At 72.9% G+C, this 14730-nt stretch carries 17 protein-coding genes and 3 tRNA genes; 13 read left to right on the top strand and 7 right to left on the bottom strand.

The window, feature by feature from the left end:
• Window positions 1–26 precede the first annotated feature (26 nt).
• From JQN83_RS02560 to JQN83_RS02520, 9 genes are all read left to right on the top strand, one after another.
• Window positions 27–1181, top strand: coding sequence for a polyprenyl synthetase family protein (locus JQN83_RS02560; RefSeq protein WP_208565371.1), 1155 nt, complete (start codon window positions 27–29; stop codon window positions 1179–1181).
• A 28-nt stretch (window positions 1182–1209) separates the two neighbouring features.
• Window positions 1210–2691, top strand: coding sequence for a phytoene desaturase family protein (crtI, locus tag JQN83_RS02555; protein WP_208565370.1), 1482 nt, complete (start codon window positions 1210–1212; stop codon window positions 2689–2691).
• A gap of 4 nt (window positions 2692–2695) precedes the next feature.
• Window positions 2696–3382: an isopentenyl-diphosphate Delta-isomerase gene (idi, locus tag JQN83_RS02550; protein ID WP_208565369.1), complete on the top strand. Its 687-nt coding sequence runs from the start codon at window positions 2696–2698 to the stop codon at window positions 3380–3382.
• Window positions 3372–4310, top strand: a complete 939-nt coding sequence (locus JQN83_RS02545; protein WP_208565368.1) for a MerR family transcriptional regulator — start codon at window positions 3372–3374, stop codon at window positions 4308–4310. Before idi ends, JQN83_RS02545 begins: the two co-directional genes overlap by 11 nt.
• Before the next feature lie 63 nt (window positions 4311–4373).
• Entirely contained in the window at window positions 4374–5162 is a 789-nt protein-coding gene (locus tag JQN83_RS02540; RefSeq protein ID WP_208565367.1) for a polysaccharide deacetylase family protein, read from the top strand.
• 143 nt (window positions 5163–5305) lie between these two features.
• Window positions 5306–5378, top strand: a tRNA-Glu gene (locus JQN83_RS02535).
• A 31-nt stretch (window positions 5379–5409) separates the two neighbouring features.
• A tRNA-Asp gene (locus tag JQN83_RS02530) sits at window positions 5410–5486 on the top strand.
• 102 nt (window positions 5487–5588) lie between these two features.
• Window positions 5589–5662: transfer RNA gene (locus tag JQN83_RS02525), tRNA-Phe, on the top strand.
• A 399-nt stretch (window positions 5663–6061) separates the two neighbouring features.
• Entirely contained in the window at window positions 6062–6586 is a 525-nt protein-coding gene (locus tag JQN83_RS02520; protein ID WP_208565366.1) for an SRPBCC family protein, read from the top strand.
• A 12-nt stretch (window positions 6587–6598) separates the two neighbouring features.
• On the opposite strand, the gene JQN83_RS02515 is transcribed toward JQN83_RS02520, so the two are convergent.
• The gene (locus JQN83_RS02515) at window positions 6599–7315 is read right to left on the bottom strand and encodes a DUF2786 domain-containing protein (protein ID WP_208565365.1); all 717 of its coding nucleotides are present in this window, start codon (window positions 7313–7315) and stop codon (window positions 6599–6601) included.
• A gap of 127 nt (window positions 7316–7442) precedes the next feature.
• On the opposite strand from JQN83_RS02515, the gene JQN83_RS02510 reads away from it, so the two are divergent.
• Window positions 7443–7856, top strand: a complete 414-nt coding sequence (locus tag JQN83_RS02510) for a hypothetical protein (protein ID WP_208565364.1) — start codon at window positions 7443–7445, stop codon at window positions 7854–7856.
• Between the two features lie 36 nt (window positions 7857–7892).
• Here JQN83_RS02510 and JQN83_RS02505 read toward each other — a convergent pair whose 3' ends face one another.
• A complete protein-coding gene (locus JQN83_RS02505; protein ID WP_208565363.1) occupies window positions 7893–8282 on the bottom strand; it encodes a hypothetical protein in 390 nt (129 codons plus the stop codon).
• Window positions 8283–8465: 183 nt separating this feature from the next.
• Here JQN83_RS02505 and JQN83_RS02500 point away from each other — a divergent pair, with 183 nt between their 5' ends.
• Window positions 8466–9818: an ABC transporter substrate-binding protein gene (locus JQN83_RS02500; RefSeq protein WP_208565362.1), complete on the top strand. Its 1353-nt coding sequence runs from the start codon at window positions 8466–8468 to the stop codon at window positions 9816–9818.
• Window positions 9819–9868: 50 nt separating this feature from the next.
• Here the strand turns inward: JQN83_RS02500 and JQN83_RS02495 are convergent, their stop codons facing one another.
• Both JQN83_RS02495 and JQN83_RS02490 read right to left on the bottom strand, forming a co-directional pair.
• Entirely contained in the window at window positions 9869–10612 is a 744-nt protein-coding gene (locus JQN83_RS02495; protein ID WP_208565361.1) for an enoyl-CoA hydratase/isomerase family protein, read from the bottom strand.
• Window positions 10609–11463: a 3-hydroxyacyl-CoA dehydrogenase family protein gene (locus JQN83_RS02490; protein WP_208565815.1), complete on the bottom strand. Its 855-nt coding sequence runs from the start codon at window positions 11461–11463 to the stop codon at window positions 10609–10611. The genes JQN83_RS02495 and JQN83_RS02490 overlap by 4 nt, the downstream gene beginning before the upstream one ends.
• Before the next feature lie 169 nt (window positions 11464–11632).
• On the opposite strand from JQN83_RS02490, the gene JQN83_RS02485 reads away from it, so the two are divergent.
• A complete protein-coding gene (locus JQN83_RS02485; protein ID WP_208565360.1) occupies window positions 11633–11938 on the top strand; it encodes a hypothetical protein in 306 nt (101 codons plus the stop codon).
• Window positions 11939–11996: 58 nt separating this feature from the next.
• On the opposite strand, the gene JQN83_RS02480 is transcribed toward JQN83_RS02485, so the two are convergent.
• On the bottom strand, window positions 11997–12788 hold the full coding sequence (locus JQN83_RS02480; RefSeq protein WP_208565359.1) for a class I SAM-dependent methyltransferase: 792 nt from the start codon (window positions 12786–12788) through the stop codon (window positions 11997–11999).
• Between the two features lie 43 nt (window positions 12789–12831).
• On the opposite strand from JQN83_RS02480, the gene JQN83_RS02475 reads away from it, so the two are divergent.
• Complete coding sequence (locus JQN83_RS02475; RefSeq protein WP_208565358.1) at window positions 12832–13212, top strand: PPOX class F420-dependent oxidoreductase; 381 nt, start codon at window positions 12832–12834, stop codon at window positions 13210–13212.
• 109 nt (window positions 13213–13321) lie between these two features.
• Here JQN83_RS02475 and JQN83_RS02470 read toward each other — a convergent pair whose 3' ends face one another.
• Both JQN83_RS02470 and JQN83_RS02465 read right to left on the bottom strand, forming a co-directional pair.
• Window positions 13322–13531 carry a BldC family transcriptional regulator gene (locus JQN83_RS02470; RefSeq protein ID WP_007073996.1) on the bottom strand — a complete coding sequence of 70 codons (210 nt, stop codon included), beginning with the start codon at window positions 13529–13531 and terminating at the stop codon, window positions 13322–13324.
• Between the two features lie 251 nt (window positions 13532–13782).
• Complete coding sequence (locus tag JQN83_RS02465) at window positions 13783–14622, bottom strand: DUF8083 family protein (protein ID WP_208565357.1); 840 nt, start codon at window positions 14620–14622, stop codon at window positions 13783–13785.
• Window positions 14623–14730: the final 108 nt, after the last annotated feature.

Raw genomic sequence — 14730 nt, 5'->3', positions numbered from 1 at the left:
CGTAACCCTAGGGTACGCTCGCCCCCATGGCCAACGACGCAGTTGCGGGTAACGCGCTCCGCGTCGCGCCGGCACAGCCGGGAGCGACGGACGATCCGGTCCACGGCGTACTGGCCGCCTTCGCCCGTGACCTGGTCGACGACGTCGACGGCACCCTGTCGGCGTTCCTCGCCCGCGAGGTCGACACGCTGACCGAGATCGACGCAGCGATGGGCGGTTTCGCCGCGACGGCACGCGACTGCGTGCTGGCCGGCGGCAAGCGGGTCCGCCCGACCTTCGCCTACTGGGGCTGGCGGGGCGTGGTGGGCGGCGACGCGCCACTGCCCACCGTGCTGCCCGCGCTGGCCGCCCTGGAACTGCTGCACACCTTCGCCCTGGTGCACGACGACGTGATGGACGCCTCGGACACCCGACGGGGCCTGCCCACCGTGCACCGGGCCGCCGCCGCCCGGCACGTCACCGCCGGACACACCGGCGATCCGGGTCGGTTCGGTGAGTCGGTTGCCGTCCTCATCGGCGACCTCTGCCTGGTCTGGGCGGACCGGCTGCTCGCCCACGCCACCGTGCCGCCGGCCCGGATGCTGGAGGTGCGGCGCTGCTACGACCAGATGCGCGTCGAGACCATCGCCGGGCAGTACCTCGACGTGCTCGGCGAGAACGACGCGGCGAACTGGTCGGTGGACCGGGCGCTGCGGGTGGCCCGCTACAAGACGGCCAGCTACACCGTCCAGCGTCCGCTGCTCTTCGGCGCCTGCCTGGCCGGCACCGAGCCCGACGCGCCGCTGATCGCCGCGTACACCCGCTACGGGCTGGCCGTCGGCGAGGCGTTCCAGCTCCGCGACGACCTGCTCGGCGTCTACGGTGACCCGGCGGCGACCGGCAAGCCGGCCGGCGACGACCTGCGCACCGGCAAGCCGACGGTGCTGCTGATGCTCGCCCGCCAACTCGCCACCGGCGGCCAGCGGCGGGCGTTGGAGCGGGCCGGCACCGCCGTCGGCATCCGCGAGGTCGCCCGGCTGGCCGACATCGTCGCCGACACCGGAGCGGTCGGCCGGGTCGAGCGCATGATCTCCGACCGGGTCACCGACGCGCTCGCCGCGTTGGAGACCGCGTCGATCGACGAGACGGCGCGCACCGCGCTGACCGGTCTCGCCACCGCCGCCGCGACGCGGCGGGCATGATGGGCAACTTTCTGAAGGAGGTGGTCGCGTGCGGACCGTGACGGGACGTACGGACCGGGTGGTGGTCGTGGGCGCGGGCCTGGGCGGCCTGGCGTGCGCGCTGCACCTGGCCGGCAGCGGCCGGCAGGTGACCGTGCTGGAACGCGAGCCGGTGCCGGGCGGACGGGCCGGTCGGCTCAGCGTCGACGGGTACGAGTTCGACACCGGCCCCACCGTGCTCACCATGCCCGACCTGATCGCCGAGGCGCTCGGTGCGGTCGGCGAGGAGCTGCACGACTGGCTCGACCTGACCCCGGTCGACCCCGCCTACCGGGCCTACTACCCGGACGGCTCCACCCTGGACGTGATCACCGACACCACCCGGATGGCGGCCGAGATCTCCCGGGTCTGCGGCCCCCGCGAGGCCGACGGCTACCTCCGGTTCGTCGACTACGCCCGCAACCTGTGGAACTGGGAACGGGCCGACTTCATCGACCGCAACCTGGACGCCCCGACCGACCTGCTCACCGGCAACCTGCTGAAGTTGCTGGCGAACGGGGCGTTCCGGCGACTCCAAACCAAGATCAACCAGTTCTTCTCCGACCCGCGTACCCAGCGGATCTTCTCCTTCCAGGCGATGTACGCCGGGCTCTCGCCGCACGACGCGCTGGCCATCTACAGCGTCATCGCGTACCTCGACTCGGTGGCCGGGGTCTACTTCCCGCGCGGCGGCATCCACGCCGTCTCCAAGGGGATGGCCGGCGCGGCCGAGAAGCACGGCGTCCAGATCCGCTACGACACCACCGTCGCCCGGGTGGAGACCGCCAACGGCCGGGCCACCGGCGTGGTCACCGCCGACTGCGAGCTGATCCCGGCCGACGTGGTGGTGCTCAACCCGGACCTGCCGGTCGCCTACCGCGACCTGCTCCCCGAGGGTCGGCAGCGGAAGCTGACCTACTCGCCGTCCTGCGTGGTCCTGCACGTCGGATCGACGCAGGGGTATGGGAAGATCGCTCATCACAACATCCACTTCGGACGGTCCTGGAAAGGCACCTTCGACGAGGTGATCAGGCGCGGCGAGCTGATGAGCGACCCGTCGCTGCTGGTCACCAACCCGAGCCGGACCGACCCGTCGGTCGCCCCGGACGGCCGGCACACCTACTACGTGCTGGCCCCGGTGCCCAACCTCGACCGGGCCCCGTTCGACTGGCGGGGCGACCTGAGCCGGCGCTACGCCGACCAGCTCGTCGCCACGCTGGAGGAGCGCGGGTACGTCGGGTTCGGCGCCGGCATCGAGGTGTTGCGTACGATCACCCCCGCCGAGTGGGAGGAGCAGGGAATGGCCGCCGGTACGCCGTTCGCCGCCGCGCACAGCCTCTTCCAGACCGGGCCGTTCCGCCCGTCCAACCTGCACCGCAGCCTGCCCAACGTGGTCTTCACCGGCTCCGGCACCCAGCCCGGTGTCGGTGTGCCGATGGTGCTGATCTCCGGCAAGCTGGCCGCCAACCGCATCACCGGCGCGGGTCGGTGACCGCGTGAAATCCCGGGAGGCTCACCTCGTCGAGCTGGTCGACGACACCGGACGGGTGCTCGGCGAAACCACCGTCGCCGCCGCCCACCAGGCACCCGGTCGCCTGCACCGGGCCTTCTCGGTGCTGCTGGTCGACCCGGACGGCCGGGTCCTCCTGCAGCAGCGGGCCCCGGTCAAGACCCGGTTCCCGCTGCGCTGGGCCAACTCGTGCTGCGGGCACCCGCTGCCGGCCGAGTCACTGGCGGAGGCCGCCAACCGCCGGCTCGCCGAGGAGCTGGGCGCCGGGCCGGTGTCGCTGACCGAGGTCGGCGTCTACCTCTACTACGCCGAGGACCCGGCCACCGGTCGGGTCGAGTTCGAGTACGACCACGTGCTGCGGGCCGACGTGCCGGCCGCACTCACCCTGCGGCCGGACCCGGACGAGGTGGCCGAGCTGCGCTGGGTCGACCCGACCCGGTTGATGACCGAGATCGACGCCGACCCGCGCCCGTACGCCCCCTGGCTCGGTGGCGTGGTGAGCCGACTGCTCCGGCCGGCCCCGACCACCACCGGCCCCGACGCTCCTGCCGTCGCCGACCCCAATGCTCCCGCCGGGGGTCCCGAGGCTCCCGCCGGGGGTCCCGCCGCCGGCTCCGCAATACCGTCCGGCCGCCGGGTGGACGACGCGTCGGAGCGGTCGGGTGGTCGCTGAGCCGCTGAGCGCGGGGGCCGTGGCACGCCGGCTCGGCGTGGCGGTCACCACCCTGCGTACCTGGCACCAGCGCTACGGCCTCGGCCCGAGCGAGCACGTCCCCGGTCACCACCGGCGCTACACCCCGGCCGACCTGGCCCGCCTGGAGATCATGCGGAAGCTCACCGCCGAGGGGGTCAGCCCGGCGGAGGCGGCCCGCTGGGCGAAGCAGAGCCCCGGCACCGCGGTACGCCTGCCGGCCGGGGCCAGCCGGGACGGCGGCGGACAGGCCATCCCCGTCGGCCGGGCGGGACCGGCGGCCCGGGGGCTGGCCCGCGCCGCGATGCGACTGGACGCGGCGGCGATCGGCGACACCATCTCCCAGGCGCTGGCCACCGACGGGGTGATCGCCACCTGGGAGGGGCTGCTCCGGCCGGTGCTGGCCGGCATCGGTGAGCGGTTCGTGGCCACCGCCGGCCTGATCGACGTGGAGCACCTGATGTCCCGGTGCGTCTCCGAGGCGTTCGCCGCCGTCGCCCGCTCCGGCCGGGCCACCGGGCCGGCCCGCATCCTGCTGTCCTGCGCCGACGAGGAGCAGCACACCCTGCCCCTGGAGGCGCTCGCCGCGGCGCTGGCCGAGGCGGGGGTGGCGTACCGGATGCTCGGCGCCCGGGTGCCGGTGGCCGCGCTGGTCGAGGCGGTCAACCGGACCGGGCCGGCGGCCGTGGTGGTCTGGTCGCACACCCGCCCCACCGCCGATCCGGGGCAGCTCTCCGCCCTGCTCGCGGTGCCCCGCCGACCGCTGCTGGTGCTCGCCGCCGGGCCGGGCTGGCGGGCCGACACCCTGCCCGCCGGAGTGGTCCGACCGGTCGACCTGGCCGAGGCGGTGTCGCTCGCGCTGGCCGTCCGGGATTCGTTGGACCAGTCCACCGGGACCGACCTGGCCTGACATATTTCGCTTTCGTGAACTACCGTCGGGGCCGTCCGCGTACCCCCATCCCTCGGAGTGACGATGCGTTCACGCCCCGTCCTGGCGGTTGTCCTGGGTCTGCTCCTGCTGGTCGCCGGCTGTGGAGACAAGCCCCGGCACGTCCGGCCGGCCGCCGCGCCCGCCCCGACGACCTCCGCACCCGAGCCGGCCCAGACCCCGGTGCCGACGCCGCCGCCGACCAAGAAGCCGAAGCCCCGGCTGCGGCCCAAGCCCAAGACGCTGCCCGCCGGATTGCGTAAGGCGACCGGGGTACGCGCGGTGGCGCTGACCTTCGACGACGGACCCGACCCGACCTGGACGCCGAAGGTGCTCAACCAGCTCCGGGCGGCGAAGGTCAAGGCGACGTTCTGCGTGGTCGGCACCCAGGTCCGCAAGCACCCGGAGCTGGTGGCCCGGATCGTCCGCGAGGGGCACCAGCTCTGCAACCACAGCTGGCACCACGACGTCGACCTGGGTCGCCGGCCGGTCGCCGACATCCGGGCCGACCTGGTGCGCACCAACCAGGCCATCACCAAGGCCGTTCCGGGCGCGAAGGTGCCGTTCTACCGGCAGCCCGGTGGCCGGTGGACGCCCGAGGTGGTGCAGGTCGCCAAGGAACTCGGCATGCGGTCGCTGCACTGGACCGTCGACCCCCAGGACTGGGCGAAGCCCACTTCCGGGGTGATCTCCGGGCGGATCAGGAGCGCCTCCCGCCCCGGTGCGGTGGTGCTGATGCACGACGGCGGGGGTGACCGGAGCCGCACCCTGGGCGCCGTGCCGCAGGTCATCGGCGACCTCAAGCGCCGTTTCGGCATCGCACCACCTCGCTGACCTGCTACTTTGCCGGGCCGCACCCCGGCGGGCATACCGGTTTGGTCGACCGCCGGGGCATGGCATATGCTTCTCATGCCTCCGGCGGGGCCGGATGGGAGCAAGTCCGCTTGAAGTTGCGAGTGTGCAATGATGGCGGGGCCGCCCTCATCGTCTAGCGGCCCAGGACGCCGCCCTTTCAAGGCGGTAGCACGGGTTCGAATCCCGTTGGGGGCACGATCCGGCCCAGCCGGAGGCAACAAAGCTAGGTCCTGTGGAGCAGTTGGAGTGCTCGCCGCCCTGTCAAGGCGGAGGTCGCGGGTTCAAGTCCCGTCAGGACCGCCAGCGCCGACGCCGCGTGCACCATTGCGCGGCGTTCTGCGTATCGGGACGTGTCACCCTGTCGGCGGAGAACCCGCCCTCCGGGTAACATGTCCCGAAGCACCAGGCCAGGTAGCTCAGTTGGTACGAGCGTCCGACTGAAAATCGGAAGGTCGGCGGTTCGACCCCGCCCCTGGCCACATAGCCTTTCGCCGGGCTACAGAGAGCGGTGACCTGCGGAAACGCGGTCACCGTTTTCGTGTATCCGGCCCAGACGCGGCGCCCACCCGGCCTGCCCCCGTTCCGGCCGGAATGCCCACCGGCAGCCCACCGCCGCCCCGACCCCGGGTAGCTGCACCCGCGATCTGGCCCTGTGCCGATCGAGACCTCCCCCCGCGACCACCGCGCCCCGGTAGCCGCCGGGCACGGTGTCCCTGTCGCGCAGTCGCGGGCCGTCCGCTTCGCGGCTGCACGGTGGCCGTCACCCGAGCCCGTTCCCGCCCGGTGATGCCCAACCGCGCCCGGTCCATGTCCATTGTCCGGAAGGGGCCAGTACGCGAGGCTGCAGAGCGCCTCATCAGCCGGTATGGTCCGGGCCTATGGGGCAGGAGAAGGCGAATCCGGAGGGCGTCCATCAGGACGTCGACCGGTATTCGTTGCGCTCCACGCTCCTCGTCCCCGCCACCGCCGAGCAGGCCTTCGCGGTCTTCACCGGCTCACTGGCCGACTGGTGGGTCCGGGAGTACACCTGGTCCGGCCCGGCGGCGCTCGCCGAGCTGGGGATGGAGCCCCGGGCCGGCGGCATGCTCTACGAGATCGGCCCGTACGGCTTCCGGGGCGACTGGGGCCGGGTGCTCACCTGGGACCCGCCACGGCGGCTCGTCTTCACCTGGCAACTCGGCCCCGACCGGCTCCCGGTGCCCGACCCGGCGCGCGCCAGCGAGGTGGAGGTGCTGTTCCTGCCGGACGAGTCGGGGCGCACCCGCATCGAGCTGGAGCACCGGCACTTCGACCGGCACGGTGAGGCCGCCGAGGGCTACCGTGCGGCGTTGACGGCCGGCTGGCACGAGTTGCTCGGCCGCTACCTCGCCACCCTCACCGGCGCCGCCCCGGGCCCGCACTGACCCCACCGGTGTTCACCGTCCGGGGAGTCCGGGGTGGGGTGGGGTGGTCGGGGCGTGCACCGCGTCGGGCCCCCCGAGGTCGGCCCGTTGGCCGGCCGCCTCCCCCGCGCCGAACCCGGAGCCGGCGAGCCGGCGGGTGGGCGCGGTCCGCAGCCGGGGATAGACCTCGGTGACCCGGCGGGCCACCCGGTCGGAACGGTCGGCCAGCACCAGTGCGACCGACGGGGTGCCGTCTTGCGCCACCGCGCCCGCCTCGGCGGCCCGGAGCCGTTCGGCGATCACCCGGGCGAAGCCGGCCAGCCAGGAGCGCCGGAACGCCGCCGGGTGTTCGCCGGGTGGGACCACGGTACCGGCGAGGCCGTGCGCGGCCTGCACCAGCAGCGAGGTGAAGAGCAGGTCGACCCGTTCCAGGTCGCTGGCGAAGCCGAACAGGTGCAGCGCGAAGCCGGTGCCGGCGGGTCGGCGTATGCAGCGGCAGCGCAGCGGGTCGGCCACCGCCGCGAGCAGCCCGGCCTTGTCCCGGGCGTACGGGGCGACGACGTCGACCAGCCGGTCGCCGACCGGGTCGGTGGTGGGGTCGCGGGCGGCCAGCAGGGCGCGGTCGACGCCGTAGCGGGCGATCAGTTCGGTGGCCTTGGCGGTGAAGGCGGCCGCTTCGGCGGGGGTGCAGGCGGCGTCCTCTGCCTGGGCCAACAGCTTCCGCACCTTGCTGAGCATCGCCTCGGACATGGGTCACAGGTACCACAAAAGGTTCACGGTTGTGTCACAGCGGGATCAGAGATCGACAGATATCATCGCCACTCACCGCACCCTGTGCACGACGCAGGGTCCGCCCCTCTTCCCTGGAGGCACCACCATGGCATCCCGGACCGCCCGCCTGACCGCGCTCACCGCCACCCTGCCCCTGCTCTGGTTCGGCACACCCGCCCAGGCCGCCCCGGAGGCGAACCTCTCCGCGTCGGCCGCCACCTGCTATGGCGGGGCGGTCCGGTCGTACTTCCAGGTCGGCGGGTGGGGCGGGGACGCCGGGCCGTACAAGGCGAGCACCAGGTGCAAGGACGTCAACGTCAAGAACAGCAGCGAGTTCGGCACCGAGGCGTGTGTGGTCTTCATCGACAAGACCAACAAGTGCAACTACCTGACCTACCTGCCGGCGAAGTCCGACTGGATCACCGTCGCCACCAACGTGCGCGACGGCGCGAACTTCAAGGTCCGCTTCACCAACCTGCGCTACGAGTACGAGCCGCTGGTGGCGTACCACGCGTACTGAGCCGGCCGGCGCGGCGTCCGCACGGGCGTCGCGCCGTCAACCGGCCCGACTGCGCAGGGTCGCCACGGTCGAACCGGCGAGGGTGAGCAGGCAGTCCGGCAGCTGCCCGTCGGCGACCGCCGCCCCGAACAGCGCCTCACCGGTGTCGGCGTCGTGGTTGGCGTACGCGCTGACGAAGCGGGCCACCCAGCGGGTGTCGTACCCCGCGTCGTCGATGCCCGGGAAGTCCAACGCGCAGGTGCCCGGCGGTGGCGGGTCGCCGACCATGGTGGCGGCCAGCGTCCAGGCGACCGTGTAGGCACCGGCGAGGCCGGACCGGTCCACCACGGCGTCGAAGGTGCCGGCCACCGCGGCGCCGTCCCCGGTCAGCGCCGAATGGAGCACGGCGGTAGCGTCGGCCAGCGTCTGATCCGGTACGTCGGTCACCTGCGGCACAGTAGGACGCCAGGTCAAGCGAAGACAGCGCCGAGATGGTGACCACCCGCTGAGCCGACGTGACAGAGCGTACGGTCCGCTGTCGGGCCGGCGACCAGGGCGGCCTCCCTGGTCCCACGGTTGTCGTCGGCACGCTATGGTGCCCACCGGACCTGCGCCGGAGGAAGGACGACCATGCTCGTTACACGCGGCCCGCGCGCGGCCATCCTGGCGGCCTGCGCGTCGTTCCTGCTCGTCACCAGCGCCTGCGGGACGACCGACAAGCCCGAGGAGACGGCTGCCCCGCAGGTACGCCTGTACGGCACCGACGGCAACATGCTCAACTCCTTCGCCGCCGAGCTGAAGGACCGGGCGGATCTCGTCGACGGCATGAAGGGCACCACCCCGCTCACGCCGCTCACCGACGACTTCAAGCAGCGGCTACGTTCCATCGACCCGAAGTTGACCGACTACCTCTACGCGGCGGAGTCGTACGACGCGGTCATGATCAGTGCGCTGGCCGCCCAGTTGGCGGGCAGCACCGATCCGGCCGACATCGCCAAGCAGATCGTCGGGGTGACCACCAACGGTCAGCGCTGCACCGACGCGGCGAGCTGCCTGTCCCTGGCCCGCGACGCCCAGGACATCGAGTACCGCGGCCCGTCGCTGACCCGCGCCGGCTTCACCGACCTCGGGGAGCCGGCCACCGCCAGCTACGCGACCCTGCACTTCGACAACCAGAAGATCAACGACGCGAAGACCGAGTTCGTCGGTGCGGGGGACGAGTCCGGGGTGAGCACCAAGGCCGCCCCCAAGCCCAAGAAGCAGCGGGGCGGGCGCAACGACAGCAGCGACGGCTCCCCGCTGATCCTCGGTGGCCTGCTGCCCAAGACCGGTGACCTGGCCCTGGCCAACCCCCCGTTGGCGGCCGGCGTGGCGCTGGCACTCAAGGAGATCAACGCCGCCGGTGGGGTGCTCGGCGACCCGGTGATGTGGATCGACGGTGACGACGGCACCAACCCGGCCGTCGCCAAGGCCACCGTGGCCTCGCACGTCAAGGACAAGGTCCAGGTCATCATCGGGGCCGCCGCCTCCGGCATCTCCAGCGCGGTGCTGCCGGACGTGGTGGCGGCCGGCAAGATCCTCTTTTCGCCGTCCAACACCGACTCCGGGTTGAGCCAGGCCGACGACAAGGGCCTCTACTTCCGGACCGCCCCGCCGGACAGCCTCCAGGGCCGGGCCCTGGCCGACGTGATCCTCCGCGACGGACCGCACAAGATCGTGGTGGTGGCCCGCAAGGACTCCTACGGCGAGGGCCTCCAGGAGACCGTCCGCGCCGAGCTGGAGCGGGCCGGCTTCGGCACCGACCGGGTGAAGCTGTTCACCTACGAGCCGCCGGCCGACGCCAAGGCCCCGCCCGTCGACTTCGGCAGCCTGGCCGGCGAGATCAAGAACTACAAGCCGGAGGCGGTGCTGGTCATCGGCTTCGGTGAGTCCGCCGGGCTGATCAAGGCGCTGGCCGACGCGGGCGTACCGATCCGGCACTGACGCGACGTGGGTGGGGGCGGCACCGGGTGTGGTGCCGCCCCCACCGCCGTTCAGCGGGGTCGCCGACGTTCCAGGAAGTCCGTCATCCGACGGTGCTTCTCCTCGTCTTCGAAGAGCACCGCCTGGCTGACCAGGTCCAGCTGCGGGTGGGCGGCGGGCGGGGCGTCCACCGCCAGTTTGGTCAGCCGCAACGCCAACGCGGAACCCTTCGCCATCTCGTCGAGCAGTCCGTGCGCGGTGGGCAGCAGCTCCGCCGGTCCGGCCACCACCCGGTTGACCAGGCCGATCCGCAGCGCCTCGTCGGCGTCGACCCGCCGGCCGGTGAACAGCAGCTCCTTGGCCCGGCCCTCGCCGACCAGCGCCGGCAACCGGTGGGTCGCCCCCGCGCCGGCCAGGATGCCCAACCGCACCTCCGGCTGGCCGAAGACCGCGCGGGCCGTGCACACCCGCAGGTCGCAGGCGTACGCCAGCTCCGCGCCGCCGCCCAACGCGGGGCCGTCGACGGCGGCCACGCTCGGCATGGGCAGGGCCCGGAGCCGGGCGAAGGCCGCCGAGTTGATCGCGGCGAGGGCGTCCAGCCGGCCCCGCTCGCGCAGTTGACCGATGTCGGCCCCGCCGGCGAAGAGCCCGTCGGTGCCGCCGGTGAGCAGCAGCAGCCGCGGCCGGGCCTCCAGCGCGGCGCAGACGTCGTGCAGCGCACCGATCAGGTCGGCGTCGATGGCGTTGCGTTTCTCCGGCCGGTCCAGGGTCACCACCACCCGGTCGGGCAGCTCCTCCACCCGCAGTCCGCTCATTGCCGGCGACCGTCCTTCCACGCGTAGAAGCCCTGGCCGGACTTCTTGCCGAGCTTCCCGGCGGCGACCATCTCGACCAGCAGCGGTGGCGGGGCGAACCGGTCACCGTAGGCGGCCTGGAGGGTGCGGGCGATGTCCAGCCGCACGTCGAGCCCGACCAGGTCGGTCAGCTCCAGCGGGCCGACCGGGTGCCGGTAGCCGAGCACCATCGCCTTGTCCACGTCCGCGGGTGCGGCCACCCCGTCGGCCACCATCCGGATCGCCTCCAGGCCGAGGGTCACCCCGAGCCGGGAGGTGGCGAAGCCGGGCAGGTCGCGTACCACGACGGGGTCCTTGCCCAGCCGGCCGGCGAGCGCGACGGCCGCCGCGGTGGTCTCCGGCGCGGTGGCCGCGCCGACCACCACCTCCAGCAGGGCCATCGCCCAGACCGGGTTGAAGAAGTGCAGCCCGAGGAAGGACTCCGGTCGGGCCAGGCCCCCGGCCAACTCGCCGATGGGGATGCTGGAGGTGTTGCTGCCCAGCAGCGCCGGGCGCAGCCGCTCCGCCTCGGCGAGCACCGACCGCTTCAGCTCCGGTCGCTCGGGGACCGCCTCGACGATCACCTCCGGTGCCGGGGCGACCTCGGCGAGCGCGCCCCGCAGGGTGATCCGGGCCCGCTGCGCGGCGGCCTCGTCGGCACCGGCCTTGCCCCGCTGCACCGCCCGCGCGCACAGCTCGTCGAGGCGGACGGCGGCAGCCTCGGCCCGTCCCCGGTCCACCTCCACCAACTCGACGGCGTAGCCCGCGCCGGCCGCCACGTAGGCGATGCCGAGCCCCATCGTGCCGGCCCCGACGACGACAAGACGACTCATGGACGCTCCCTCACTGCGCACGGTGACGTGCGGGGTCTCCGGCACGCCCGACCGCTCGCTTCGCTCGCTCATGGGTGCGACCCTATGCAGCACCGTTCCCGGCGGTATGCGTGGGGGATCGTCGCACCGGGTACAGACGGGCCAACGTCAAGGGAAGGAACCAGTCGACATGAGCCAGGCACCGGAGACCGTGGACGGCAGCGGCACCACCGACGGCACGGCGGTCGTGGAGACGCGCGGCAACGAGCGCGTCGACCTGCTCCGCGCCGACACCAACAACGACGGCAAGACCGACGTGTGGGTGGTGGACACCGACGGCGACGGCCGGGCGGACCTGTTCCAGTTCGACACCGACGGCGACGGCAAGGTCGACATCACCATGGTCGACATCGACGAGGACGGCACCCCGGACGAGGTGGTCGACGGCGACGGTGGCCTCCCCCCGGAGCCGCTTCCCCCGACCGTCCAGGTCTGATCCGGACGCGGGGGCCCGACCGGGCCCCCGCCCCCGCTCACCGCCCACCGGGCCCCGATCACCGCCCGCCGGGCCCCGCCAGCCGCAGGGTGGCCAGGTAGTACGGGGCGTCGCGGTCGTCCACGTCGGTCAGCCGCCACGGGGTGCCCCGGACCAGTTCGGCCAACTCCTCGGCGGAGCAGACCAGGTAGTCGAACCACTCGGTACCGAGTTCGCGGTAGCGCAGCCGCAACCGTAGTTGCCCCCCGAGGCGCCCCCGCTGCCGGTTCCACTCGTGGTAGCCGGTGTGCACCGGGTCGGTGGTGCCGTACGGGTCGGTGCCGTGTGCGATGACCTGCGCGCCGGGCCGGGCCAGCGCGGCGAGCGCGGCGAGGAACGCCGGGGCCCGCTCCCGCCCCTCGATCAGCCCCAGGTTGTTGCCGAGCAGCAGGAACGTGTCGTAGCGGCGGCCATCGGCGACGTGCTCGTCGACGGTGCCGAGGACGAGGTCGCGGACCCCCCGGTGCCGGCTGACCCGCAGCGCCCCCGGTGAGGTGTCCAGCCCGGTGACCGGCACCCCGCGCTCCTGGAGCACCAGCGCGATCCGCCCGCCCCCGACGCCGACGTCCAGGGTGGCCCCCCGGGTCCGGTCCACGGCCCGGTGGTCGTACGGCTGCCAGTGCTCCGGCCCGTCGAGGTAGTGCGCGGCGGGGGCCCCGTTGACCAGTCCGTCGTCCCGTTCGATGATCTCGATGACCGGTCGGGGCAGCCGTCCGCCGACCAACGGCCGGGGGCCGATCCCGGTGTGCACCGCGTACGCGTCGCGCAGCAGTTCTCCGAACACGTCGCCCAGCCGAGGTTCTCCGGTCACGACCTGCACGTTATCCGGGAGCGGTCGCCGTATCCTGGGCGGCGTGACCGATCTGGACCGCCTGGCGGCGGAGAAGTACGTCCTGCTGACGACGTTCCGCAAGGACGGTCGTGCGGTGTCCACCCCGGTCTGGGCGGTCCGTGACGACGACACCCTGGCGATCTGGACGGTCGCCGACTCGGGCAAGGTCAAGCGGATCCGGCGGGACGGCACGGTGACGGTGGCCCCCTGTGACGTGCGCGGCCGTCCGCTGGGCGAGGCGGTGCCGGGCCACGCGGTGCTCTGTGGGCCGCAGGAGAGCAGCCGGGTGCGTGACCTGCTCAAGCGCAAGTACCGGCTGCTGGGCCGGTTGACCCTGCTCGGCAGCCGGCTGCGCCGGGGCGAGGCGGGCACCATCGGTATCCGGGTCACCGTCGGGCCGTGACCGTCGGCCCGGCCGGTGACCGCACCAACCACGTACATGACTCAGGGGCGGTCGGTCGCCGCTTGCCGCGACGTCCGCCCGCCCCTGAGGTCGAAACGCTCTGACCGGGTCAGTCCCCCTGGCGCTGCTGGGGGATCTGTCCCTGTAGCAACGCCCGCACCTCCGACTCACGGTACCGACGGTGTCCGCCCAGGGTTCGGATCGCGCTGAGCTTCCCCGCCTTGGCCCACCGGGTCACCGTCTTCGGGTCGACACGGAACATCGACGCCACCTCGGCCGGCGTGAGTAGCGGCTCTGGTTCGTGCGTTCGCGATGCCATCGGTCACTCCTCCACATGGATAGACATCGGCCGGGGTCCCGCCGGCCGACGCGTCTCCCATGGTCCGGCTAGTCCCCGATGTCCGACATGGGCCGAACGGCCGAAGGTCCCTAGACGGACGGATGAACCATGCCCGATTTATCTGACTTTTACACGGCAGAAAGTACCTTATTCGGACTCATGATCACGGTTCGTGATGCGTCAACTACGAGACTGTCTCATGGTTGGCGTTGTTACTGGGCGTTTTATGGCTAATTGCACCGCTCCAGCAACTGGATCGCCCGCCACCTGGCAACCAGTTGGTCATAGGCCGCCGACGCCTCGTCCGCCTCACCCCGGGAGAGCCCGGCCAGACCCGTCGCCACCAGCTCCGGCGAGTCGTCCCCCGCCAGCGTCTCGTCGGAGAGCAACTGCACGAGACCGCCGTAGTCCAGCTCGACCACCGAGCGCGGGTGGAACTCCTCCAACCACCGGGCGGCCTCCTCCACCGCCTCGGTGATCGGCGCCTCACCGATCGACTTCTTCAGCACCGACAGCGCCCGGGAGGCCCGTCGCCGGGCCCTGGAGATCTCCGTCCGGTAGCGCAACGCCCGCCGCCCCGGCCGGGTGACCAGGTCCCGCTCGCCCCCCTCGAAGAGCACGAACCACCGCAGCGGTACGCCCCAGGTGGCGATCTGCTCGTGCAGCCGGGGCACCCCGTGCTCCAGCACCCGGGCACCGCTGCGCCAGTCCTCCACCACCGACTTGGCCTGCCCGGCCAGGATCGGCGGGACGAACGCGTCGGCGATCACCGACGGCACCCCTTCGCGGGCGCTCAGCGCCGCCTCGGCGACCCGGACCCGCAGGTTCCAGGGGCAGACCAGCAGGGCATCGTCGATCTCCAGCACGTACGCCTCGTCGGGCAGGTCGGGCAGCCGGGTCCAGCCCGCGCCGAGCGCCGCGATGACCGAGGTCCGTTGCCGGCCCGGCCCCTCCAACGGGGCCACCGCCCGCCCTTCCCGCACGTAGCGCCGCCAGTACGACTGACGGTCCCGGTCGAAGGCGGTCAGCGGCTCGTACACGCGCAGGTAAGAAGCGAAGAGCGACGGCACCGCGCGATCCTCCCACGAAACCCGGTGCCGGTGCCGCCGCCGTCGTGCCCGGCCGGGCCGGTGCCCGGCGGGCGGCAGGTGACCCGGTGCCGGGTGGTCCGGCCGGAC

Source organism: Micromonospora antibiotica (genome assembly GCF_017599305.1).
Classification (GTDB): domain Bacteria; phylum Actinomycetota; class Actinomycetes; order Mycobacteriales; family Micromonosporaceae; genus Micromonospora; species Micromonospora antibiotica.
This window is presented reverse-complemented; position numbering and strand designations above follow the sequence as displayed.